Raw genomic sequence first — 22947 nt, forward strand, 5'->3', positions numbered from 1 at the left:
TCTTACTGGTTGCCGCAGGCCGGCACGGCGGGCGTGTCCAGCCAGGGCAGGTCGTGTCCCATCCGGTCCCGCTTGGTGCGCAGGTAGCGGAGGTTGTGCTCGCCTGCGCTCACCGGCATCGGCACACGGGCCTTGACCGTGATGCCGTGGCGGACGAGCGCGTCGGTCTTGTCGGGGTTGTTGGTCAGCAGGCGGACGCCGCGCACGCCGAGGTCGGCGAGGATCTGCGCGCCCGCGCCGTAGTCCCGGGCGTCGGCGGGCAGGCCGAGTTCCAGGTTGGCGTCGAGGGTGTCGCGGCCGCGCTCCTGGAGTTCGTAGGCGCGCAGCTTGGACATCAGGCCGATGCCGCGTCCCTCGTGTCCGCGCAGGTAGACCACCACGCCCCGGCCCTCGGACTGGATGCGGGCCAGGGAGGTGTCCAGCTGGGGGCCGCAGTCGCAGCGGGCGGAGCCGAAGACGTCGCCGGTGAGGCATTCGGAGTGGACGCGGACCAGGACGTCGTCGCCGTCGGCGATCTCGCCGTGCACCAGGGCGACGTGCTCGACGCCGTCGGCCGTGGAGCGGTAGCCGTAGGCGGTGAAGGTGCCGTGGGCGGTGGGCAGCTGGGTCCTGGCCTCACGGCGGACGGTGGGCTCGCTGCCGCGGCGGTAGGCGATCAGGTCCTCGATGGAGATGATCGTCAGGCCGTGCTTGCGGGCGAAGGGGATCAGCTCGGGCAGGCGCAGCATGCGGCCGTCCTCGCCGGCGATCTCGACGATGGCGCCCGCCGGGCGCAGGCCCGCGAGCCGGGCGAGGTCGACGGCGGCCTCGGTGTGGCCGTTGCGGGTGAGGACGCCACCGGACCGGGCGCGCAGCGGGAAGATGTGGCCGGGGCGGACGAAGTCGCCGGGGCCGGAGACGCCGTCGGCGAGCAGTCGCAGGGTGGTGGCGCGGTCGGAGGCGGAGACGCCGGTGCTCACGCCGTGTGCGGCGGAGGCGTCGACGGAGACCGTGAAGGCGGTCTTCATCGACTCGGTGTTGTCCTCGACCATCTGGGGGAGCTGCAGCCGGTCCAGTTCGCCGGCCTCCATGGGGGCGCAGATCAGGCCGCGGCACTCGCTCATCATGAAGGCGACGATCTCGGGGGTCGCCTTCTCGGCGGCGATGACGAGGTCGCCCTCGTTCTCCCGGTCCTCGTCGTCGACGACCACGACCGGGCGGCCGGCCGCGATGTCGGCGACGGCCTGCTCGACGGGGTCGAGCGCGAGGTCCTCGAACGCTCCGTCGGTGCTGTACAGGATCGGTGCCGTGCTCATGCCGGCGCTCCTTCCGGGGTGGGCCGCGCGGCCTGACGCGAGCGCAGCCACCAGTCGCGCAGGCCCCACAGGACGAGCGCGCCGTAGATGACGTAGACGAAGCCGGAGAAGGCGTAACCGTTGGCGAAGTTGAGGGGGACGCCGACGAGGTCGACCAGGAGCCAGGCGAACCAGAACTCGACCATGCCGCGGGCCTGGGCGTACATGGCGACGACGGTGCCGACGAAGATGTAGGCGTCGGGCCAGGGGTCCCAGGACAGGGTCGGGTACGCCGTGAACAGCAGTGCCACCGCGACCGTGCCGGCGACGGCGGCCGCGGCCATCGCGGCGCGCTCGCGCCAGGTGGCGAACCGCACGGCGATGTGGCCGTCCTCGCCCTGCCCCTTGCCGCGCTGCCACTGCCACCACCCGTACAGGGCGACGAGCATGACGACCGCCTGCTTGCCCGCGCTGCCGGTGAGGTGGCCGAAGAAGGCGCCGAAGAGGATCAGGCCGGCCAGGAACTGCACGGGCCAGGTCCAGATGGAGCGCCGCCAGCCGAGGGCGAGGGCGGCCAGGCCGAAGAGGTTGCCGACCATGTCGGACCAGAGGATGTGCTGGCCGAAGAGGACGAACGCCTCGGAGTTCAGGGTGTTCACCGGGCCGCCCCCTGCGCGCGCTCGCCCAGCATGCGCTCGACGTACTTGGCGATGACGTCGACCTCGAGGTTGACCGGGTCGCCGGGCTGTTTGTGGCCGAGCGTGGTCAGGGCGAGGGTGGTGGGGATGAGGCTGACGGTGAAGTGGTCGGGGCCTGCGTCGACGACGGTGAGGCTGATGCCGTCGACGGTGATGGAGCCCTTCTCCACGACGTAGCGGGTGAGATCGGCGGGCAGGGAGATCTTCACGATCTCCCAGTGCTCGGAGGGCTTGCGCTCCAGGATCTCGCCGGTGCCGTCCACGTGGCCCTGCACGATGTGCCCGCCGAGGCGTTCGCCGACGGCCATGGGGCGTTCGAGGTTGACGCGGGAGCCGGCCTGGAGGGCGCCGAGGCTGGAGCGGTGGAGGGTCTCGGCCATGACGTCGGCGGTGAACTCGTCGCCCTCGTGGTCGACGACCGTGAGGCAGACGCCGTTGACGGCGATCGAGTCGCCGTGCTTCGCGCCCTGGGTGACGACGGGGCCACGCAAGCGGAAGCGACAGGCGTCGTCGAGGGTCTCGACGGCGGTGACCTCGCCCAGCTCTTCGACGATTCCGGTGAACACTTCCCGGGTCCTCCTGCCTCTTCGGGCACGGACTCCGGGGCTGCCGAGGACGGCAGAGGACACGAGCAGGAACATCGGGGACGACGCCGGAACGGAGCCCGCCCTCGGGACGGACTTCCTCGGCGGCGCGCACGGATGCCCGCTCGCCGCGCACTGCCTCCCATCCGGACTTTAACCGTCGGTCCAGGAATTCCACCTGGTCAACCGGTCGCTGGAGGCGACCGGGTCGCGGACTGTAACCGCCGGTTCGGACTTTCACCGACCCCGGAGTGCGCTGCTGCTGATACAGGGCCAGTGTGCCACGCCCGATCCGTGTTCCGAGAGGCAGGGGGTGTGGGGTGGCTCACAGAACGTGGCCCGGCCCTTGCCGAGCGCGACCGGCACCCGGGCGCCCGCGTCGGCGAAGCCCCCTGGGCTCCGATCTGGTCCAGACCTATTGACCCTTTGGTCTCGTCCTTTCTGCTGACCGGCCCGGCGGCGGTGACGAGGGCCCTTGCCCGCCGTCCGGCCTCTCCCTGCGGACGCCCCCCGCCGTGAACAGCTCCTCCTGGGCGAGGTCCCGCGCCGTCAGCAGGGCCCCCCGCAGGACGGCGCCGCCCCCCAGCGTGGTCGGCCGCACCTCGGTCGGCAGCGGTGTCATCCGGGCGAGGCGCTCCTGCACGCGCCGGGCGAGTTCCTCGCCCCCCGCCCGACCGACCTCGCCGCCGAGCACCACGCATCCGGGGTCGAGGATCGCGACGACCGAGGCGGCACCGACGGCGATCCGGCCGGCGAGGGTGTCCAGGAAGCGGGCGGCGGGGCCGGCCCCCACCTCCCCCACCAGTTGCACGGCCGACCGCACGGCCGCGGCCGCCGCCCGCACCACCGTCGGCTCCTCCCCCGCCGACGCGGCCCCGCGGCGCCCCACCGGAAGTCCGCACTCCGTCGCCAGTTCCACCACCGCGGCCGACGAGGCCAGGGAATGGAAGCCGCCCTCGCAGTCGGTCGCGGACGGCAGCACGGCCGTGCCGGGCACGGGCAGGAAGCCGATCTCGCCGGTACCGCCGGAGGCGCCGCGGCGCAGCGCCCCGTCGAGGACGACCGCCGCGCCCGTACCGTGGCCCAGCCAGAGCAGGACGAACGTGTCGCGGTCCCGGGCCGCCCCGTCGCGCTGCTCGGCCAGCGCCGCGAGGTTGGTCTCGTTCTCCACGCTCACCCCGGCCTCGGGCAGCCGCTCCTGGAGGGCGGCGACGAGGCGGCGGTGCCACTCGGGCAGCCCGGAGGAGTCGCGCAGTTCGCCGCCGTCCGGGTCGATCAGCCCGGGCGCGCCGATGCCGACGGTGTGCAGCCGGTCCGCGCCCGCCTCCTTCACCACCCGCTCGACCAGCGCGACCGCCTGCTCCACCGCGGGTCCGGTCCCCGCGTCGGTGCCGATCGGCACCGACGCCTCGGCCAGCACCCGGCCGACCAGGTCCGCCACGGCCAGGGCGACGCTCTCCGTGCGTACGTCCAGCGCGGCGAGGTGCGCCCGGTCGGCGACGATGCCGTACACCTTGGCGTTGGGGCCGCGCCGCTGCTCCCCCGCCTCTCCGACCACCGCGATCAGGCCGGCGGCCGTGAGGCGTTCGACGAGGTCCGCGACGGTGGGCCGGGACAGGCCGGTCAGCTGCTTCAACCGCCCTGCCGTCAGCGGGCCCTCCTGCTGGAGCAGACGCAGGGCGAGCCGGTCGTTGATGGCCCGGGCGGTGCTCGGGGATGCGGGCATGCCGGGATCCTTCCAGATCGGCGGATCCGTCGACCGGAGCCCGCCGGGAAACCCTCTTATTATCAGGAAGGGTTCCTGATAGTTTACGGCCCGCACGCCGTGTGAGCGCCGCGGAGAACCGGAGGGGGGCCGCAGAATGGGCACAGTGGTCGACGAACTGCACGAGGTGAAGCGGTCGCGGTACGCCGTGGCCGCCGTCTTCGCCGTGCACGGGGCGGTGACCGGCTCGTTCGCCACCCGCGTTCCGTGGATCCAGGACCACGCGGGGGTGAGCGCGGGCCAGTTGGGGATCGCGCTCGCCTTCCCCGCGCTGGGCGCGTCCATGGCGATGCCGCTCGCCGGCAGCATCAGCCACCGCTTCGGCGCCCGCAACGCGCTGCGCGGCCTCATCGCCCTGTGGACGATGTCGCTGGTCCTGCCGTCCCTCGCCCCGAACCTGATCACGCTCTGCGTGGCCCTGTTCGTCTACGGCGCCACGGCGGGCATGGCGGACGTGGCGATGAACGCGCTGGGTGTCGAGGTCGAGAACCGTCTGCGCCGGTCGATCATGTCCGGGCTGCACGGCATGTGGAGCGCGGGCGCCCTGATCGGCTCGGCGGCCGGCACGCTCGCCGCGCACCTCGGCTCGGACGCCCGGCTGCACCACCTCCTGGCCGCCGTGGTCCTGACCGCCGTCGGTGTGCTGTGCTGCCGGTGGGTGCTCGACCTCCAGCCCGCCGAGGACGAGGCAGCGCCCCCGCGGTTCGCGCTGCCGCCCCGGTCGGCGCTGCTCATCGGCGCGATCGGGTTCTGCGCGGTGTTCGCGGAGGGCGCGAGCCTGGACTGGTCGGCGGTCTATCTGCGCGAGCAGCTGGAGACCTCGGCCGGTCTGGCGGCGGCCTGCACGACCGGCTTCACGCTCACGATGGCCCTGGCCCGGATCGCCGGCGACAAGGTCGTGGACCGCTTCGGCGCCGTGCGGACCGTGCGGGCGAGCGGGGTGTTCGCCGTGCTCGGCGGGCTGCTGATCGTCGTCGCGGAGCACCCGGCGACGGCCATGACCGGGTTCGCGCTCATGGGGCTGGGCATCGCCGTCGTCGTGCCGCTGTGCTTCGCAGCCGCCGGGCGCAGCGGCTCCAACCCGAGCCTGGCCATCGCGGGCGTCGCGACGATCACCTACACCTCGGGGCTGATCGCGCCGAGCGCGATCGGCATGCTGGCCCAGGCGACGAGCCTGATGGTGTCGTTCTGCCTGGTGACGGTGCTGTCGGGTGGCCTGCTGGCGTTCGCGGGCGTACTGCGCCCCGGCGAGCGGACGAGAGTCAGGCGGCCGGACGCAGCAGTTCCCGACCCGCGGCCCTGAACTCCTCGCTCCAGGGGGCGGGGCGCAGCGTCGCGGGATCCAGCCGGACCAGCACGCGGGTCCCCTGGGCGTAGGTGGTCGCTCCGTCCGCCGAGCAGAAGCGGAAGCCGTACGTCAGCCCGGTGGTGCCCAGGCGTTCCAGCCAGAGGTGGACGGCGTAGGCGCCCGGACGGTTCACCGGCGCCTCGTAGCCGATCCGCAGTTCCCTCACCGCGTTGCAGGCGTCGCCGGCGGCCGCCCAGTCGCCGTCGAAGCGGATGCCCCGCTCCTGCCACAGCTCGACCCAGGCCCGCTCCACCAGCAGCGGATAGCGGGCGTTGTGCAGCAGTCCGAGCGCGTCGAGGTCGTCGAAGTGGACGGTGACGGGGACCAGCAGGCCGTGGGACAGGGCGGGGGCGGGCAGGGCTTCGGCGGTCACGGCGGGACTCCTGGCGTGCGGGATCGGTGCTCACTACAGCGAACATCATCCTAAGCGGACGCTCACGGGTCCGGGCGCTCGCGTGGACGGACGCTCACGGGTCCGGGCGCCCACGTGGACGAAGCACGCCAGGTCAGCGTCGACAATGGTCCGGACTCAGCTGCCCGCACGACGAAAGCGACACCCCATGGATCTCGGCGTCCGCTGGAAACTGCACGGCGACGGACGCACCCCGGCGCCCGGCGCGGTGGTCCGGCCCGATGAACGGCTCTCCTGGCCCCGCACCGCGGGGCTCGGCGCCCAGCACGTGGTGGCCATGTTCGGGGCGTCCTTCGTGGCCCCGGTGCTGATGGGCCTGGACCCCAACCTCGCGATCATGATGTCGGGCGTCGCCACCGTCGTGTTCCTGCTCGCCACGCGCGGCCGCGTCCCCAGCTACCTGGGCTGCTCGCTCTCCTTCGTCGGGGTGGCGGCGGTGATCCGCGCGCAGGGCGGCAGCAGTGCCACGGTCACCGGCGCGGTCTTCGTCGTCGGGGCCGCGCTGTTCCTGGTGGGGCTCGCCGTGCGGCGGTTCGGGGCGCGGATCATCCATGCCGCGATGCCGCCGATCGTGACCGGCGCCGTGGTGCTGCTGATCGGCTTCAACCTGGCGCCGGTGACGGCCGCGACGTACTGGCCGCAGGACCAGTGGACGGCCCTGCTGGTGATGCTGTTCACCGGCCTCGCGGTCGTCTGCCTGCGCGGGTTCTGGTCCCGGATCGCGATCTTCCTGGGCCTGGTCTTCGGATACGGCATCTCCTGGTTGTTCGACCTGGTCTTCGGGAAGATCCACTCGGCGGACGGCAGCGGCAAGGTCACCGACCACTGGCGGCTGGACCTGTCCGGCGTGGGCCAGGCCGACTGGATCGGGCTGCCCACGCTGCACGGCCCGTCCTTCGAGTGGTCGGCGATCCTCGTCGCCCTGCCGGTCGTCATCGCCCTGGTCGCGGAGAACGCCGGGCACGTGAAGGCGGTCGGCGAGATGACCGGCGACCCGCTGGACGACGAGCTCGGCACGGCGATCGCGGCCGACGGCGTCGGCTCGATGCTGTCCACCGCGGTAGGCGGCCCGCCCAACACCACCTACTCCGAGAACATCGGCGTGATGGCCGCGACCCGCGTCTACTCCACGGCCGCCTACTGGGCCGCCGCCTGCTTCGCCCTGCTGTTCGGCCTCTGCCCGAAGTTCGGTGCGGTCGTCGCGGCGATCCCGGGCGGAGTGCTCGGCGGCATCACCGTCATCCTGTACGGGATGATCGGCCTGCTCGGCGCGCAGATCTGGATCAACGCCGAGGTGGATCTGCGCAATCCGCTGAACCTGGTCCCGGCCGCGGCGGGCATCGTCATCGGCGTCGGCAACGTCTCCCTGACGTTCACCGACACGTTCTCGCTGAGCGGCATCGCGCTCGGCACCCTGGTCGTCATCACCGGCTACCACGCCCTGCGCGCGTTCGCCCCGGCCCACCTCAAGACGCAGGCGCCGCTGCTGGACGAGGGCACCTCCTCCTACGACGAGGACAAGTCGTAGGCGCAGGACGCCGAACGCCCCGGGCCTGCCCGTGCAGCCCTCCGAACCGCCCGGCGGCTCGCGCCACAGGCAGGCGTCGACGCGGGCCTCGCCGGTGGCCGGGGCCGGTGTCCGGCCGAGCTCGCGGGCGGCCGGGCGGGCGGCTCTGCGGGCGGCCAGGCGCCTCGCACGCGAGCCTGGCACGGTGGTGCGCCGCCCTCCCCCTGCGGCGGGCGGTGTTCCCCCGTTTCGGGGAAGTGCCGGGCCCGCCGGTGCTCCCGGCGGCCCGGAACTGGGACTCTGCCCGCATGCCGCGATGCGAACAGGTCCCCCCAGCCGTGGACACACCGGTCGACGGAGTCATCCGCCGTATGCGCGCCCTCGACGCGGCCCTGCACCCCCGTGACGGGGTGGCGGTCTTCAACCGCGTCTACCTCGCCGTGACGGAGGAGGTGGACCGGTACGTCGACACCGGGCGGTTCGCGGACCCGCACGCCGCGATCACGCTGGACGTACGGTTCGCACGGCGGTACCTGGACGCCGTCGAGGCGGTGGCGGAGGAGCGGCGTCCGCCGGCCTGCTGGAGGCCGCTGTTCCAGTTCCGCCGGCATCCCGGCGTACGGCCGTTGCAGTTCGCGCTGGCGGGCATCAACGCGCACATCGGGCACGATCTCGCGCTGGCCGTCGTGGACAGCTGCCGTACGCTTCGCTGCGCTCCCGCCGAGCTGGAGGACGAGTTCGACACCGTGGGCGATCTCCTCGTCTCGCTGGAGGAGCGCGTCCGCGAAGAGCTGATGCCGGGTCCCGACCTCTTCCGGATCGCCGACCCGCTGACCCACCTGCTCGGCTCCTGGAGCCTGGAGCGGGCCCGCGAGGCGGCCTGGACGGCGGCCCGGGCGCTGTGGGTCCTGCGTGAACTCCCCGACATCGCCGAGGAGTTCACCGAACGGCTGGACACGGCGGTGGGCCTCGCGGGGCGCATGCTGCTCACGCCCCTGGCCCAGCCGCCGCCGCGCCACTAGTCCCCGGGCCCTAGTCCTCCGGCAGCTCCACCGGGGCGATCTCGTCGTACACGTCGCCCGGGCCCGGATTGGTCGGGTCGGTCGTGCCGCCGAGGTGGTGCATGACGCCCCACACCGCGTTGAGGGCGGTCTGGATCGCGCCCTCGGCCCAGCCGGCCGTCCAGGAGATGTCGTCGCCGGCGAGGAAGACGCCGCGCTTGTCCTCGGGCAGCCCGTCCTGCATGAAGTGTGTGAACAGGCGCCGTTGGTAGCGGTAGTGACCGGGCAGGTTCGCCTTGAACGCGCCCATGAAGTAGGGCTCGTTCTCCCAGGAGACCGTCACCGGGCTGCCGATGATGTGCTTGCGGATGTCGACGTTGGGATAGATCTCGCCGAGCGACTTCAGCATGACCTCCATCCGCTCGTTCGCGGACAGCGGCAGCCACTTCAGGCTGTCGTCGCACCAGGTGTAGGAGAGGCAGATGACGGCGGGCTTGTCCGGGCCGTCGTCCAGGAGGTAGGTGCCGCGCGTCATGCGGTCGGTGAGCGTCATCGACATGACGTCCCGGCCGGTCTCCTCGTCCTTGTCCAGCCAGAAGGGCCGGTCGACGGGGACGAAGAGCTTGCTGGACTCCATGTAGTGGGTGCGCTCGATCGCCGTCCAGTGATCGATCGGGAAGAGCGAGTCGTCGCAGGCGATCTTCGACAGGAGCATCCAGGACTGGGCGGTGAAGATCGCCGCCTTGTAGGTGCGGATGTCGCCGTCGTCGTCCGTCACCGTGATCCGGTTGCCGGCGGTGCGGTGCAGGCGGGTCACGGCCGGGCGGGGCTCGCCGCCCTCGTGCAGGGTCGCGAGGGAGGTGCCGAGGGCCCAGTGCACGATCTTCTGGGGCTCGCGCACCCACAGGCGCAGCGGCAGCTGCTGGGAGCCGCCGACGATGCCGCGGTGGTGGTCGTCGGCCTCGGTGTAGACGACGCGCAGGATCTCCAGGATGGAGTTGGGGAAGTCGGTGTCCCAGCCGCCGGTGCCGAAGCCGACCTGGCCGAAGATCTCCCGGTGGCGGAAGGACTTGAACGCCTCCGAGTCGCAGAGGAAGCCGTAGAAGGTCTGGTTGTCGAGCTTCTCGACGAGCTTGGACCAGATCTCGCGGATGCGCGGCACGTCCCGCTCGCGCAGGGCCCGGTTCATGTCGGTGAAGTCGGCGCCCTCCTCCAGGCAGCGGCCCCAGGCCTCGGCGACGTCCCGGTAGACCTGCGGCAGGTCGTCGATGGTCTCGGCGTAGTGCGACTCGCCCTTGAGGTCGACGACGGTCGACGGCGTCGCCTCCGCCAGCGGGTTGGGGAACGGCCGGGTCTGCAGTCCGACCAGGTCGATGTAGTGCTGCAGGGCCGTGGAGGACGGCGGGAAGCGCATCGCGCCCATCTCGGCGGTGAGGGAGGTGTCGCACCCGTCGAAGCCGACGGTCCGCAGCCGGCCGCCGATCTGGTCGGCCTCGTAGACGACGGGCTTGAGGCCCATCTTCATCAGCTCGTACGCGGCGACGATGCCGGAGAGCCCGCCGCCGATGACCGCGACCTCCGTGCCGTGCTCGGTCGCCGGGATCTGCCCGAGGCCCGCCGGGTGGGCGAGGAAGTCGTCGTAGGCGTACGGGAAGTCCGGGCCGAACATGGTGATCGGCGGCTGCTGCGCGTCTGCGTGCTCGACGGCGTTGGGCACGGTGGACGTCATGGGGTACGGACTCCTTGCGGGGGACGAACGGGCGGTTCGGGAACAGGGATTCAGACGAGTGACCCGTAGAGGCCGGGCCGCCGGTCGCTCAGATACGGGTTGGCCTCCCGGGAGGCGGCGAGGAACACCGGGTCGACGTCGGCGAGGAGGAGTTCCTCACCGCGTCCGGCCCGGGTCCGGGAGATCCCGTCGGGGCCGGCGAGTGAGGACAGCCCGACGAACTCGAACTCGCCCTCCGGGCCGACCCGGTTGACGTACGCGACGTACATCTGGTTCTCGAAGGCCCGCACCGGGATCACCGACTCGGCGACGAACTGGAAGGGGTGCATCTGCGCGGTCGGGACGACCAGCAGGTCGGTCCCGGCGAGGGCGTGGGCCCGGACGTTCTCCGGGAACTCGACGTCGTAGCAGATCACGACGCCGACGCGCAGGCCGTCGATCTCGGCCTGGACGACCGGCCGGTCACCCGCCGTGAAGTGGTCGCGCTCGAAGCAGCCGAAGAGGTGGGTCTTGCGGTAGTTGGCCAGACGGGTGCCGTCGGCCGAGATCAGCTGCGCGGAGTTGAACACGGCGCCGCCGGACCGCTCGGGGTAGCCGTAGGCGACGGCCAGGCCGTGCCGGGTCGCGGTGTCGGCGATCGCGTCCGCGCACTCGCCGTCGGCGGGCTCGGCGAGCCGGCCGATCCCGTCGCCGATGGCGTACCCGGTCAGGAACATCTCCGGCGTGACGAGCAGCGAGGCGCCCGCGGCGGCGGCCCGGCCCGCGGCCTCGTCGAGGACCTTGAGGTTCTCGACGGTGGAGCCGGGGCGTCCGGAGCTCTGGAGCAGGGCGGTGCGCATGCGTGTTCCTCACCGGGCGGAAGGGTGGTTGGAGGGGCCACGTAGACGGTACGGGCGGCTGACCAGGGGGGACAAGAAGGAGCCGTTGCGCGCCGGTGGACAGTTCGTTGCGTGCGCCGGGGGCCGGGCGGCGATTCGTTGCGCGCCGTGAGGCGTAGCCCGGCTCCTCCTCGGCGCCCGGCCCGGGCCCCTCCGCCCCGCCGTTCGGCGGAGGCGGGGTCACGTCCTGAGCGCGATGTCCCGTCGGCGCCGGGCCGGGAGAGTGAGGGCTGTCCACTCGACCTGCGGAAAGGACGGACATGCGCCGTACGAAGATCGCCGTGCTCGGCCTCGCGGTGGTGCTGCTCACCACCGGGGCGGCCTCGGCCGCGACGGCCCCGGACACGCCCCGGCCGCGGGAGGCCGCGGCCCTCACCGGCACGGCCAAGCTGTACCGGTCGGCCGGGGACGACATCACCTTCTCCTTCGACGCAACACCTGGCGGCGGAGCACGGGGCCGACCCGTCGAAGGCCACCGGCACCTTCACCTTCAGCCACTACCTCGACGACTTCGGCGCCCGGGCCGGGGTGAAGGTCGACTGCCTGGTCACCGGCGGCAAGGTGGCCGTGGTCTCCGGTGTCGTCACCGAGTCCGACCTGCCGGGCGCCGAGGGCAGGCGGGTCGGCGTCACGGTCCACGACCTCGGGCGCCACGACCGGCTCGGCTACAGCTGGGCCGCGACGGGCAGCCCCGCCGAGGGCGCCGAGCCGCCCAAGTGCGTGAGCTCCGCCCCCTTCGAGAGGGTCAGGAAGGGGACGGGCGACTTCACGGTCGTGCCGTGGCGGCCCGCACTCTGACCAGTGCGACGGCGGTCACCAGGTAGGGGATCGCGAGTACCGCGAAGACGGTGCCGTGGGCCAGGCCGGTGCCGAGCAGCGCGTAGACGCCGAAGGTGGCGACGGTGACCAGCTCGGTGCCGAGTCCCGCCACGGAGGTGAGCGTGGCCCGGCGCGACTCGTCGATGCGGTGCTGCAGCCGGACGTCTGCGAGCACCTCCGCCAGCTGGAATCCCGCGAAGGCGAGACCCACGAGGGCGACACCGGCCGGGGAACGGGCCACGGCTCCCGCGGCGAGAGCGAGGGCGGCGCCCGCCAGCAGTGCCGCGAGCCCGGCCGTGCCGAGGCGCTCGGCCGGTCCCGCCAGCAGGCTGCCGGCGGTGACGCACGCCCAGATCAGCATGATCAGGTAGGACACGGTCGCCTCGGCGACGCCGGTCTCCCGGACGAGCAGCGGGGTGTACTCGTCGAGCGCGCCCCACACCGCCGCCACGGCCGGGACCAGCAGCAGGGCGCCCCGCACCGCACGGTCCCCGCGGGCCTCGGCGAGCCCGGTCCGCAGGGTCGCCGCCCAGCTGTCGCCGGTGCCCTCCGGGCGGACGCGGTGCTCGGGGAACCGGGTCGCGACGAGGGCGGTCAGCACACAGGCCAGGAGGCTGGCCGCACCGACGGCCGCGTAGCCGCCCCGGGCGAGGACGGGGCCCGCGAGGCCGATGGAGACCACGGTGCCGGCCAGCCGCGCGGCACGGGCCCGGCCCATGACCCGGGCGTACCGGCCGGCGGCGCCGAGCCGGTCCAGTTCGTCGTACACCAGCGCTTCGAGTGAGCCGGAGCCGAGCGCACCCCCGGCGCCCCACAGGACGAATCCGGCCGCGAAGGCCGCGTACGACGGGACGGCCACCCACAGTGCGAAGCCGGCGGCGGTCAGCAGCGGTCCGATCCACAGCAGCCGGCGGCGCGACATGGCGTCGGCCCAGGCGCCGGACGGTACTTCCAGCACCACGGCGGTGACCGACCACAGGGCGAACAGGGAGGAGATCTGCCCCAGGGACAGACCGGTGTCGGCGAACAGCAGCGCGTACACCGGGTAGAGCAGGACGAAGTCGTCGAGGAACGCGTAGCCGTACAGCGTGGCGGTCAGCCGGCGGATCCCGGCGGCGGGCACGCGTGCGGGTGTGAGTGTCATGAGGCCTTCCCGGAAGGACTGGTCGGATGCCGGAGGTACGGCGTCCGAGGCGGTCCTCGGGAGGCACGGCGGGTGGATCAATGTCGCCAGGTCATGACACCGATGCTAGACGCGTTCGGCGCGGTGCGCCGCCGGTTTCAGGTGGGCGAGCCCGACGAGAAGCGGCGCAGCAGCGGCGACAGCACGAGCACGGACTTGGTCCGCTCGACGAACGGCTCCCCGGCGATGCGCTCCAGGACCCGTTCGAAGTGCCGCATGTCGGAGGCGAAGACCTGGGCGATCGCGTCCGCGTCCCCGGTGACGGTGGACGCGGCCACGACCTCCTGGTAGCGCTCCAGGCCGCGCTGGATGGTCTCCGGGGAGGTGTTGCCGCGGCAGTAGATCTCGACGAACCCCTCGGTCTCCCAGCCGAGCGCCCCCGGATCCACCCGTACGGTGAAGCCGGTGATGGCCCCGGTGGCGCGCAGCCGGTCCACGCGTCGCTTCACGGCGGGTGCGGACAGGCCGACGAGGTGGCCGATGTCGGCGTAGGAGCGGCGGGCGTCCTCGGCGAGGGCGTGCACGATGCGTTCGTCGAGATCGTTCAGCACTGTGGGTCGGTCACTTCTCGGAGGGTGCCAGTCGGGAGCGGCGGTAGCCGTACCCGAAGTAGAACACGAGACCTGCGGCCGTCCAGACACCGAAGACCACCCAGGGCACGGTCGGCAGGCTGCCCGGCATCCAGACGCAGAAGCCGAAGCCGAGCGCCGGCATGACCGGGGACAGCGGCACGCGGAAGGTGCGCGGCATGTCCGGCTTGGTCCGGCGCAGCACCACGACGGACACGTTGACCAGCGCGAAGGCGAACAGGGTGCCGATGCTGGTGGCGTCGGCCAGCTGCCCGAGCGGGATCGCGGCGGCCAGGACACCGCAGAACAGCGGGACGATCAGGGTGTTGGCGCGGGGCGTGCCGGTCTTCGGGTGGACCCTGCCGAACACCTTGGGCACGAGTCCGTCGCGGGCGGTCCGCACCACGCGGAACGGCCCCCGTCCGACCGCGCAGCGGTGCGACGGGAGCCGTTGACAGGGGGTGGCGAGGAGTGCGTCAGCTCCAGCTGGCGTGCAGCGGCTTGCCCTCGGCGTAGCCGGCGGCGCTCTGGATGCCGACGATGGCCTTCTCGGCGAACTCCTCCAGGGAGCCGGCGCCGGCGTAGGTGCAGGAGGAGCGGACGCCCGCGATGATCGAGTCGATCAGGTCCTCGACGCCGGGGCGGGCCGGGTCGAGGAACATGCGGGAGGTGGAGATGCCCTCCTCGAACAGCGCCTTGCGGGCCCGGTCGTAGGCCGACTCCTCCGAGGTGCGGTTGCGCACGGCACGGGCGGAGGCCATGCCGAAGGACTCCTTGTAGGCGCGGCCCTGGGCGTCGTGCTGGAGGTCGCCGGGGGACTCGTAGGTGCCCGCGAACCAGGAGCCGATCATCACGTTGGACGCGCCTGCGGCGAGCGCCATGGCCACGTCGCGCGGGTGGCGGACACCGCCGTCGGCCCACACGTGCTTGCCGTACTTCCTCGCCTCGGCGGCGCACTCCAGGACGGCGGAGAACTGCGGCCGGCCGACGCCGGTCATCATGCGGGTGGTGCACATGGCGCCGGGGCCGACACCGACCTTGACGATGTCCGCGCCCGCCTCGACGAGGTCGCGCACACCGGCCGCGGCCACCACGTTGCCCGCGACGATCGGAACCCGCGGGTCGAGGTCGCGCACCAGCTTCAGGGCGCTGATCATCGACTCCTGGTGGCCGTGCGCGGTGTCGATGACGAGCGTGTCGACGCCCGCGTCCAGCAGCTGCCGGGCCTTGCCCGCGACGTCGCCGTTGATACCGACGGCGGCGGCGACGCGCAACCGGCCCCGGGCGTCGGTCGCCGGCGTGTAGAGCGTGGCACGCAGGGCGCCCTTGCGGGTGAGGATGCCGGCGAGCATGCCGTCGCCGTTCACCGCGGGGGCGTAGCGGCGGTTGGCGTGGTCGAGGGTGTCGAAGGCCCGGCCCGGGTCCATGTCCGCGTCGATGAGCAGCAGATCGCGGGACATGACCTCGGAGAGCTGGGTGAAGCGGTCCACGCCGGACAGGTCGGAGTCGGTGACCACGCCGACCGGCTTGTGGTTCTCGTCTACGACGACGCCGGCGTTGTGGGCCCGCTTCGGCAGCAGGGAGAGCGCGTCCGCGACCGTCTGGTGCGGGGACAGGATGATCGGGGTGTCCAGGACCAGGTGCCGGCTCTTCACCCAGGAGACGACGTCGGTGACCACGTCGATCGGGATGTCCTGGGGCACGACCACGAGCCCGCCGCGGCGGGCCACGGTCTCGGCCATGCGGCGCCCGGCGATGGCGGTCATGTTGGCGACGACGAGCGGGATGGTGGTGCCCGTGCCGTCCGGGGCGCTGAGGTCGACGGCCTGCCGGGAGCCTACGGAGGAACGGCTCGGCACCATGAAGACGTCGTCGTACGTCAGGTCGTACCCGGGCTGGATGTCGTTGAGGAAACGCACGTGCTGCACATCCCAGTCGATCAGAGGCGACCCCCTGGCCGGCCGGCCAGGGGAAAGAGCACGTACTTCATTCTCCCATGCCGGGGGCACGCCCGGCCCCCGGCGAATCATCCAGGCTGGTCAGGAGCCTGTTCGGAGGTTTCTCCAAGTCCGAGGGTGACGAAGAGGCCGGGGCCCCGGTCGGTCGCCTCGGCGAAGATCTCCTCGGCGACCTGCCACTCCTCGGGCCGCGTCTCGGCGTACGTCCGCCAGCCCTGGACGACCAGCAGGAGCCCTCGGTCGCGGGACCCCTCCGGCCAGAGACCGGGGTCGGAGAGGCAGTCGGCGAGGGCGTCCCAGTTGCGGCCGAACCAGTCGGGCAGAGCGAGGTCGCGGGCGCAGCGGTCCATGAGGCCCGCCTTGTCCGTGACCCCGTCGAGGTCCAGGACGACCACGATCCGGCCCGCCGGGTCCTCCGGCACCCCGTGCGTGCGCCCGGCCACCCGTCAGACCCCGTCCGGGTCGGCCCGGTTGAGCGCGGACCTCGGCGTGGGGCCCGCCGTCATGAGGTAGTCCGCGGCCGACGTGTCCGTCACCAGGCTGGTGACGAGCCCGGACCGCAGCACCGCGTCGATCGCCGGCCCCTTGCGCTGCCCGCCCGCGATCGCGACGACCTCGGGGATCCGGCGCAACTGGTCGGCCTTGACGGTGATGCACCGCTCGCCCAGGTCCCGGCCGACCCGGCGGCCCTCGGCGTCGAAGAGGTGCGCGGACATCTCGGCGGCGACACCGAGGGAGGCGTAGTGCGCGCGCTCCTCCTCGGTGAGCATGTCGTGGACCGTGGAGATGCCCGGCTCCCAGGAGCCGATGGAGACACAGGCGACGGTGACCTTGTCGAAGTGCTCGAAGGCCCGGGCGATGCCCGTCTGGTTGCGCAGGGCCGAGGCCGTGGCCGCGTCGGGCAGCAGCATGGGGGCGTAGATGGGGTAGGCGTCGCCGCCGGCCACCTGGGCGGCGCGGCGTACGGCCTCGACGGAGCCGCGCTCGGCGGTCCCGGCGTCGTAGACGCCCGTCAACTGCACCACCGTGCACGGGGGCAGCCGGTCGAGCGCCGCCGCCATGTGGATGGTGGAGCGGCCCCATGCCAGCCCCAGCACATCCCCCTCGTCGACCAGTTCGCCGAGCAGGTCGGCGGCCACCTCTCCCAGGTTCTCGGGGTCGGGTGTCTCCTCGGCCTCGGCCGGGGACTCGACCACCACGGCGTGCCTGAGGCCGTAGCGGGCGCGGAGCGCGTCCGAGCGCTCGGCGTCCAGCTCCGCAGGCACACGGATCTCGATACGCACGAGATCCCGTTCGAGGGCGGTCTCCAGGACCCGGGCCACCTTGAAGCGGCTGACGCCGAACTCCTCCGCGATCTGGATCTTGGACTTCCCCTCGAGGTAGAAGCGGCGGGCCATGGCCGCCGCCTGCACCAGCTCAGCGGGTCCCATCCGCATGGCTGACCGGCCCGCCGACATACCCGACACGGCGATCTCCTCACTACTGTTCACACTCTGGATTCGCCGTTCATCCTTGCAGATCCGGCGCTCTTGATCAGCCCCGATGAGAGCCGTTCACCTTGCTGTGGCTCAGTGGTCGCAGGCCCAGGAGGCCTTGGCCGTGGTCGCCTCCGCCTGCGTGCGCAGTGCACGTACCGCCGCTGCCGGGTCGTTCGCCCCGTAGACCGCCGATCCGGCCACGAAGACGTCGGCTCCGGCGTCGGCACAGCGCTCGATCGTGGAAGCGGAGACTCCGCCGTCGACCTGCAGCCAGAGCTCCAGTCCGTGCTTGCTGATCAACTCGCGGGTGCGGCGAATCTTCGGAAGCATGATGTCGAGGAAGGCCTGTCCCCCGAAGCCCGGCTCGACCGTCATGATCAGCAGCATGTCGAGCTCGGGGAGCAGGTCCTCGTACGGCTCGATCGGGGTGGCGGGCTTCAGCGCCATGGAGGCGCGGGCGCCCTTGGCCCGGATCTCCCGGGCGAGCCGGACCGGCGCGGCGGCGGCCTCGACGTGGAAGGTGACGGATCCGGCGCCCGCCTCCACGTACTCGGGCGCCCAGCGATCGGGTGCCTCGATCATCAGATGGCAGTCCAGCGGGGTGTCCGTCGCACGGGCCAGTGACTCCACGACCGGTACACCGAGCGTGAGGTTCGGGACGAAATGGTTGTCCATCACGTCGACGTGGAGCCAGTCGGCTCCCTCCACGGCCTTCGCCTCGTCCGCGAGGCGGGCGAAGTCGGCGGAGAGGATGCTGGGGTTGATCTGCACGGCCATGGCCCCAGCCTATGCGCTGCACCGGCCTGCGGAGGTGGGGGTCCCGGAAGGCGGGCGGTTCCGTTACGGAAGGGGACGCGGTGAGAGGCGGCATCGCACATCTCGTCTGCGGGCGGCGGGCCAAGTGGCTGGTCCTGGCGCTGTGGCTGGTCGTGCTGTTCGTGACGGCACCGCTCGCCATGAAGCTCACCGACGCCCAGGACAACGACGCGGCGTCCTGGCTGCCCGGGTCCGCCGAGTCCACGCGGGTGCTGGAGATCTCCAAGGACTTCCGGCCGGAGCAGATCCCGGCGGTGGTGATCTACGCGCGCGACAGCGGGCTGACGGCACAGGACCGGGCGGTGATCGCCGGGGACGTGCGGCAGCTGGAGCAACTGCGCGATCACGGCATCCTGGGCGGGCAGACCCGGGGGCCGGTGTTCGACCGGCAGACCGATCCTCGGGCGGCGCAGGTCTACGTGCCGATCACGATGGACGAGAAGGGCTGGGAGCGGATCGCCCCGGCCGTCGACTCCATCCGGAACGTGGCCCAGGGGGGCGGCGGGCTGGCCGTGCACGTCACCGGCCCGGGCGGCACCTCGGCGGACTTCGCGGAGAGCTTCGAGGGCATCGACTCCACGCTGCTGTTCTCGGCGATGGCCGTGGTCGTCGTCATGCTGCTGATCACCTACCGCAGTCCGACCCTGCTGCTGGTGCCGCTGGTCGCGGTGATCTGCGGGCTGTTCGCCGCCCAGGCGGTGATCTACCTGCTGGCGGAGCACGGGACCCTGACGGTCAACGGCCAGAGCGCCGGCATCCTCACCGTGCTCGTCTTCGGCGCCGGCACCGACTACGCCCTGCTGCTGGTGGCCCGCTACCGGGAGGAGCTGCGCCGGCACGAGGACCGGCACGAGGCGATGGCGCTGGCGCTGCACCGTGCGGGCCCGGCGGTGCTGGCCTCCGGCGCCACGGTCGTACTGAGCATGCTCGTGCTGCTGGGCGCCGAGATGAACTCGACCAGCAGCCTGGGCCCGGTCGCCGCGATCGGTGTCGCGGTCGCCCTGCTGGCGATGATGAGCCTGTTCCCGGCGCTGCTGGTGGTCTTCGGCCGGTGGATCTTCTGGCCGGTGATCCCGCGCCTGGGCTCCCCCGATCCGACCGAACGCGGCGTCTGGGCGCGCGCGGGCCGCCGTATCGCGCGCCGTCCCCGCACGACCTGGGCCGTGACGGCCCTCGTGCTGGCGGTCTGCTCGCTGGGGCTGGTCCAGCTGCGCGCGGAGGGCATCGGCAACGCGGACGCCTTCACCGGGAAACCGGACTCCATCACCGGCCAGGAGGTGTCGGCACGCTACTTCCCGGCGGGCAGCGGCGATCCCCTGGTCATCGTCAGCAACCGGGCGCAGGCGCTGCAGGTGGGCCGTACGGTCGCCGCGACGCCGGGCGTGGTCCCCCAGTCCCTGGGCCTGCCGCCCGGCGCGAAACCGGCCTTCGAGGGCAAGGTCCTCTTCGAGGCCACCATGACCGCCCCGGCGGACAGCGAGGCCGCCAAGCTGACGGTCGAGCGGGTCCGGGACGCCGTGCACGCGGTGCCGGGCGCCGACGCCCTGGTCGGCGGCGGTACGGCGGCCCTGCTCGACATGGACAGGGCGACCACGCACGACAACATGCTGATCATCCCGCTGGTGCTGGTGGTCGTCCTGCTGATCCTCTGCGTCCTGCTGCGTGCCCTGATCGCCCCGCTGCTGCTGATCGGGACGGTGATCCTGTCGTTCGCGGCGGCCCTGGGCATCAGCGCCCTCGCCTTCCGGCACCTCTTCGACTACGCGGGCGAGTCGACCGACTTCCCGCTGTTCGTCTTCGTGTTCCTGGTCGCCCTGGGCATCGACTACAACATCTTCCTGACCACCCGCATCCGCGAGGAGGCGACCCGGCAGGGCACCAGGGCGGGCGTGGTCACGGGCCTGGCCGCCACGGGCTCGGTCATCACCTCCGCCGGCCTGGTGCTGGCCGGCACCTTCGCCGCCCTCGGGACCCTCCCGATGGTCGCCTTCGCAGAGATCGGCTTCGCGGTCGCCCTCGGCGTCCTCATCGACACGTTCATCGTGCGCTCGGTGCTGGTGACCGCGCTGTTCCTGGACGTGGGCCCGAAGGTGTGGTGGCCGCACCGGCTGGCCCGGGAGGACGGCGGGGCGGCCGCCCGGAAGGGTGCCGGGGCGGGGGTCAGCCGGTCCGGCGGATGAGCGCCAGGTACATCGCGTCGGTCCCGTGCAGATGCGGCCACAGCTGGATGTCGGGCCCGTCGCCCAGGTCCGGTACGCCGGGCAGCAGCGGCCGGGCGTCGAGGAGGTCGGCGTCCGGGAACTGCTTGAGCACGTCGGCGACGACGGCCCGGGTCTCGGCGAGGTGCGGGGAGCAGGTCGCGTAGCCGACGACGCCGCCGACGCGCACCGACTCCAGGGCGGTGCGCAGCAGGCCGCGCTGCAGCGGCGCGAAGCCCTCCAGGTCGTCCGGGCGGCGCCGCCAGCGCGCCTCTGGGCGCCGCCGCAGGGCGCCGAGGCCGGTGCACGGCACGTCGACCAGCACCCGGTCGAAGCTGCCGGGCCGCCACGCCGGCCGGGTCCCGTCCGCCGCGATCACCTGGTACGGACCGGGATTGCCCTCCAGCGCCCGGGCCACGAGTCCCGCCCGGTGGGTCTGCTTCTCGGAGGCGACGAGGGCGGCGCCCCGCCGGGCGGCGAGAGCACCGAGCAGCGCGGCCTTGCCGCCCGGCCCGGCGCATCCGTCCAGCCAGCGCCGGTCGGACCCGTCCAGGGGCGCGTTGGCGAGGGCGATGGCCACGAGCTGGCTGCCCTCGTCCTGCACACCGGCGCGCCCGTCCCGCACGGCGGGGACGGCACCCGGTTCACCGCCCTCGCTCAGCCGCACGGCGTACGGCGACCAGAGTCCCGGCACGGCGGCGTCCTCGGCGAGCAGTTCCTCGGGGGTGGCCCGCCCAGGACGCGCCACCAGGGTCACCTCGGGCCGCTCGTTGTCGGCGCGCAGCAGCTCCTCGATGCCCGCGCGCCCGCCGCCGAGGGAGTCCCACAGCGCGGAGACGACCCAGCGCGGGTGGGAGTGCACGACGGCCAGATGGTCCTCGGGGTCGTCGTCGTAGGGCGGGGCGACCCGCTCCAGCCAGCCGTCCAGATCGTGCTGGGCGACCTTCCGCAGCACGGCGTTGACGAACTTGGCGCGCCCGTCGCCGAGCACGACCCGCGCGAGTTCCACGGTCGCGGACACGGCCGCGTGCGTCGGGATGCGGGTGCCGAGCAGCTGGTGAGCGCCGAGGCTCAGCACGTCCAGCACGGGCGGGTCGACCTCCCGGAGCGGCCGGTCCACGCAGCCCGCCAGGATCGCGTCGTACGTCCCCTGGCGCCGCAGCGTCCCGTACACCAGCTCGGTGGCGAGCGCCGCGTCCCGCGCGTCGAACTGCTCCGGCCCCTCCTTCTCCCGCGCCTTGCGCAGCAGGGGCGGCATCACGAGGTTGGCGTACGCGTCCCGCTCGTCCACGGCCCTCAGCGCCTCGAAGGCGAGAATGCGGACGGGGTCCTTCTTGGGCCGGCGGTAGGGCTTGCCGGCCGGGCGGGGCCGACGGGGCTGGTCGCTCACGAAAAAGGTGCTCCGGTGGTGAGGTGAAGTGCGCCGTCCAGCCTACGCCGCCGGGCCGGAGGGCAGGCAGCCGGAGGGGCGGCGGCCGGTGTCCCGGGTCCGCCGACTCCACGCCGCCTCAGATCCCGAGCCACTCCCCCTCGGCGATGCGCACGCCGCGCGCCCAGTCCGCCGCCCGCATCGGCTTCTTGCCCTGCGCCTGCACCCAGAGCAACTCGACCGCGTACGAGCCGGTGCCGACGAAGACGTTGTTCTTCAGGGCGGCGATCCGCCCCGGGGCGAGGTCCGTCCGCTCGGGCACGGGCCGGACCTGGATGAGCTTGAGCCGCTCCGCGCGGAACGTCGTCCAGGCGCCGGGCGCCGGGGTGCAGCCGCGCACCACCCGGTCGACCCGCAACGCGGGCGCGCTCCAGTCGAGGTGGGCGTCCTCCACGGTGACCTTCGGGGCGAGGCTGACGCCTTCGGCCGGCTGCGGGACGGCCTTCAGCGTGCCGTCCTCGATGCCGTCCATGGTCGCCGCGAGCAGCCCGGACCCGGCGAAGGCGAGCCGCGTCAGCAGGTCCCCGCTGGTGTCGGTGGCCCGGATCTCCTCGGTGACCGTCCCGTACACCGGTCCGGAGTCGAGCCCTTCCTCGATCAGGAAGGTCGACGCCCCGGTGATCTCGTCGCCGGCCATGATGGCGTGCTGCACGGGCGCGGCACCCCGCCAGGCCGGCAGCAGGGAGAAGTGCAGGTTGACCCAGCCGTGCGCCGGGATGTCGAGGGCGACCCGGGGGAGCAGCGCGCCGTAGGCGACGACGGGACAGCAGTCCGGCGCGATCGCGCGCAGCCGCTCCAGGAACTCGGGGTCCTTCGGCTTCGCCGGCTTCAGCACCTCGATCCCGGCCTCCTCCGCCCGCTCGGCGACGGGCGACGCGACGAGCCTGCGCCCGCGCCCGGCCGGCGCGTCGGGCCGCGTGACGACGGCGGCCACCTCGTGCCGCCCGGAGGCGAGAAGAGCGTCCAGAGCGGGAACGGCGACCTCGGGTGTACCGGCGAAGACGAGCTTCATGGGGTGGTGGGGGCCTCTCGGGCGGGAACGGACGACGGGCGGCACACCAGTCTAGGAGCCGTGGGGAGGAAAGCCGCAGACGGCGGGCACGGACGCCGGTCCCCCGGCCGGCCGGTCCGGGCGCGCGGCGAAGGGCGGGCCGAGGCGCACGGCCCGCGCGAAGAGGCGCGTGCGACCACTCCTACGCCCCACACCGTGACCCGAGGGTCGAATCCGCGTTGGTCAAGACACAGTTGACCCCAGAGGGCCGCATGGGCGGCCCGTTCCCTTGCAACGCCGGTTCGAGAGG

Annotated in this window: 19 protein-coding genes, 2 pseudogenes and 1 riboswitch; of the genes and pseudogenes, 5 read left to right on the top strand and 16 right to left on the bottom strand. The window is 72.8% G+C overall.

Annotated elements, in window-relative coordinates; translation table 11 throughout:
- Positions 1–2: 2 nt before the first annotated feature.
- From ACFW6P_RS14970 to ACFW6P_RS14985, 4 genes are all read right to left on the bottom strand, one after another.
- Complete coding sequence (locus ACFW6P_RS14970) at positions 3–1295, bottom strand: bifunctional 3,4-dihydroxy-2-butanone-4-phosphate synthase/GTP cyclohydrolase II (RefSeq protein ID WP_386423827.1); 1293 nt, start codon at positions 1293–1295, stop codon at positions 3–5.
- Entirely contained in the window at positions 1292–1933 is a 642-nt protein-coding gene (locus tag ACFW6P_RS14975; protein ID WP_386358139.1) for a nicotinamide riboside transporter PnuC, read from the bottom strand. The genes ACFW6P_RS14970 and ACFW6P_RS14975 overlap by 4 nt, the downstream gene beginning before the upstream one ends.
- Positions 1930–2538: a riboflavin synthase gene (locus ACFW6P_RS14980; protein WP_386358141.1), complete on the bottom strand. Its 609-nt coding sequence runs from the start codon at positions 2536–2538 to the stop codon at positions 1930–1932. Before ACFW6P_RS14980 ends, ACFW6P_RS14975 begins: the two co-directional genes overlap by 4 nt.
- Positions 2539–2684: 146 nt before the next feature.
- Positions 2685–2815, bottom strand: a riboswitch (FMN riboswitch).
- Between the two features lie 156 nt (positions 2816–2971).
- Positions 2972–4282: an ROK family transcriptional regulator gene (locus ACFW6P_RS14985; RefSeq protein ID WP_386358143.1), complete on the bottom strand. Its 1311-nt coding sequence runs from the start codon at positions 4280–4282 to the stop codon at positions 2972–2974.
- A gap of 136 nt (positions 4283–4418) precedes the next feature.
- Here ACFW6P_RS14985 and ACFW6P_RS14990 point away from each other — a divergent pair, with 136 nt between their 5' ends.
- On the top strand, positions 4419–5624 hold the full coding sequence (locus ACFW6P_RS14990) for an MFS transporter (protein ID WP_386358144.1): 1206 nt from the start codon (positions 4419–4421) through the stop codon (positions 5622–5624).
- Here the strand turns inward: ACFW6P_RS14990 and ACFW6P_RS14995 are convergent.
- Complete coding sequence (locus tag ACFW6P_RS14995; RefSeq protein ID WP_386358146.1) at positions 5584–6042, bottom strand: acyl-CoA thioesterase; 459 nt, start codon at positions 6040–6042, stop codon at positions 5584–5586. The two genes, ACFW6P_RS14990 and ACFW6P_RS14995, sit on opposite strands and share 41 nt — an antisense overlap.
- A 187-nt stretch (positions 6043–6229) precedes the next feature.
- Between ACFW6P_RS14995 and ACFW6P_RS15000 the strand changes: the two genes are divergently transcribed.
- Together ACFW6P_RS15000 and ACFW6P_RS15005 are read left to right on the top strand one after the other, a co-directional pair.
- Entirely contained in the window at positions 6230–7609 is a 1380-nt protein-coding gene (locus ACFW6P_RS15000) for a uracil-xanthine permease family protein (protein ID WP_386423829.1), read from the top strand.
- A gap of 287 nt (positions 7610–7896) precedes the next feature.
- Positions 7897–8610, top strand: a complete 714-nt coding sequence (locus ACFW6P_RS15005; RefSeq protein ID WP_386358150.1) for a DUF5995 family protein — start codon at positions 7897–7899, stop codon at positions 8608–8610.
- A gap of 10 nt (positions 8611–8620) precedes the next feature.
- Here ACFW6P_RS15005 and ACFW6P_RS15010 read toward each other — a convergent pair whose 3' ends face one another.
- Together ACFW6P_RS15010 and ACFW6P_RS15015 are read right to left on the bottom strand one after the other, a co-directional pair.
- Entirely contained in the window at positions 8621–10318 is a 1698-nt protein-coding gene (locus ACFW6P_RS15010; RefSeq protein WP_386358152.1) for a flavin monoamine oxidase family protein, read from the bottom strand.
- Between the two features lie 50 nt (positions 10319–10368).
- A complete protein-coding gene (locus tag ACFW6P_RS15015; RefSeq protein ID WP_386358154.1) occupies positions 10369–11157 on the bottom strand; it encodes a carbon-nitrogen hydrolase family protein in 789 nt (262 codons plus the stop codon).
- Between the two features lie 299 nt (positions 11158–11456).
- On the opposite strand from ACFW6P_RS15015, the pseudogene ACFW6P_RS15020 reads away from it, so the two are divergent.
- Positions 11457–11994: pseudogene (locus tag ACFW6P_RS15020) on the top strand (Repetin).
- Here ACFW6P_RS15020 and ACFW6P_RS15025 read toward each other — a convergent pair.
- From ACFW6P_RS15025 to rpe, 7 genes and pseudogenes are all read right to left on the bottom strand, one after another.
- Entirely contained in the window at positions 11963–13159 is a 1197-nt protein-coding gene (locus ACFW6P_RS15025) for an MFS transporter (RefSeq protein WP_386423831.1), read from the bottom strand. The pseudogene ACFW6P_RS15020 and the gene ACFW6P_RS15025 overlap by 32 nt on opposite strands.
- 137 nt (positions 13160–13296) lie before the next feature.
- On the bottom strand, positions 13297–13749 hold the full coding sequence (locus ACFW6P_RS15030) for an Lrp/AsnC family transcriptional regulator (RefSeq protein WP_031116678.1): 453 nt from the start codon (positions 13747–13749) through the stop codon (positions 13297–13299).
- 10 nt (positions 13750–13759) lie between these two features.
- A pseudogene (locus ACFW6P_RS15035) lies at positions 13760–14161 on the bottom strand (amino acid permease); the annotation flags it as partial.
- Positions 14162–14243: 82 nt separating this feature from the next.
- Entirely contained in the window at positions 14244–15686 is a 1443-nt protein-coding gene (locus tag ACFW6P_RS15040) for a GuaB1 family IMP dehydrogenase-related protein (RefSeq protein ID WP_386423859.1), read from the bottom strand.
- 107 nt (positions 15687–15793) lie between these two features.
- Complete coding sequence (locus ACFW6P_RS15045) at positions 15794–16147, bottom strand: barstar family protein (protein WP_386358192.1); 354 nt, start codon at positions 16145–16147, stop codon at positions 15794–15796.
- Between the two features lie 24 nt (positions 16148–16171).
- Positions 16172–17215, bottom strand: coding sequence for a sugar-binding domain-containing protein (locus tag ACFW6P_RS15050; RefSeq protein ID WP_356445108.1), 1044 nt, complete (start codon positions 17213–17215; stop codon positions 16172–16174).
- Between the two features lie 78 nt (positions 17216–17293).
- Entirely contained in the window at positions 17294–17980 is a 687-nt protein-coding gene (gene rpe, locus ACFW6P_RS15055) for a ribulose-phosphate 3-epimerase (protein ID WP_386358158.1), read from the bottom strand.
- An 80-nt stretch (positions 17981–18060) separates the two neighbouring features.
- Here rpe and ACFW6P_RS15060 point away from each other — a divergent pair, with 80 nt between their 5' ends.
- Positions 18061–20199 carry an MMPL family transporter gene (locus ACFW6P_RS15060; protein WP_386358159.1) on the top strand — a complete coding sequence of 713 codons (2139 nt, stop codon included), beginning with the start codon at positions 18061–18063 and terminating at the stop codon, positions 20197–20199.
- Here the strand turns inward: ACFW6P_RS15060 and ACFW6P_RS15065 are convergent.
- Positions 20180–21607 (bottom strand): RsmB/NOP family class I SAM-dependent RNA methyltransferase, encoded by a 1428-nt coding sequence (locus tag ACFW6P_RS15065; RefSeq protein WP_386358161.1) that lies wholly within the window; start codon positions 21605–21607, stop codon positions 20180–20182. The genes ACFW6P_RS15060 and ACFW6P_RS15065 overlap by 20 nt on opposite strands.
- Positions 21608–21725: 118 nt before the next feature.
- Positions 21726–22658 carry a methionyl-tRNA formyltransferase gene (fmt, locus tag ACFW6P_RS15070; protein ID WP_386358162.1) on the bottom strand — a complete coding sequence of 311 codons (933 nt, stop codon included), beginning with the start codon at positions 22656–22658 and terminating at the stop codon, positions 21726–21728.
- Positions 22659–22947: the final 289 nt, after the last annotated feature.

The organism is Streptomyces sp. NPDC058741, assembly GCF_042746715.1.
Lineage (GTDB): Bacteria > Actinomycetota > Actinomycetes > Streptomycetales > Streptomycetaceae > Streptomyces.

What these genes read in the sequence shown, in the direction of transcription:
- ACFW6P_RS15010 (WP_386358152.1), bottom strand. Translation starts at nt 10,318, where the DNA reads ATGACGTCCACCGTGCCCAACGCCGTCGAGCACGCAGACGCGCAGCAG.
- ACFW6P_RS15000 (WP_386423829.1), top strand. Translation starts at nt 6,230, where the DNA reads ATGGATCTCGGCGTCCGCTGGAAACTGCACGGCGACGGACGCACCCCG.
- ACFW6P_RS15005 (WP_386358150.1), top strand. Translation starts at nt 7,897, where the DNA reads ATGCCGCGATGCGAACAGGTCCCCCCAGCCGTGGACACACCGGTCGAC.
- ACFW6P_RS15015 (WP_386358154.1), bottom strand. Translation starts at nt 11,157, where the DNA reads ATGCGCACCGCCCTGCTCCAGAGCTCCGGACGCCCCGGCTCCACCGTC.
- rpe (WP_386358158.1), bottom strand. Translation starts at nt 17,980, where the DNA reads ATGGCCGTGCAGATCAACCCCAGCATCCTCTCCGCCGACTTCGCCCGC.
- ACFW6P_RS14990 (WP_386358144.1), top strand. Translation starts at nt 4,419, where the DNA reads ATGGGCACAGTGGTCGACGAACTGCACGAGGTGAAGCGGTCGCGGTAC.
- ACFW6P_RS14985 (WP_386358143.1), bottom strand. Translation starts at nt 4,282, where the DNA reads ATGCCCGCATCCCCGAGCACCGCCCGGGCCATCAACGACCGGCTCGCC.
- fmt (WP_386358162.1), bottom strand. Translation starts at nt 22,658, where the DNA reads ATGAAGCTCGTCTTCGCCGGTACACCCGAGGTCGCCGTTCCCGCTCTG.
- ACFW6P_RS15025 (WP_386423831.1), bottom strand. Translation starts at nt 13,159, where the DNA reads ATGACACTCACACCCGCACGCGTGCCCGCCGCCGGGATCCGCCGGCTG.
- ACFW6P_RS14970 (WP_386423827.1), bottom strand. Translation starts at nt 1,295, where the DNA reads ATGAGCACGGCACCGATCCTGTACAGCACCGACGGAGCGTTCGAGGAC.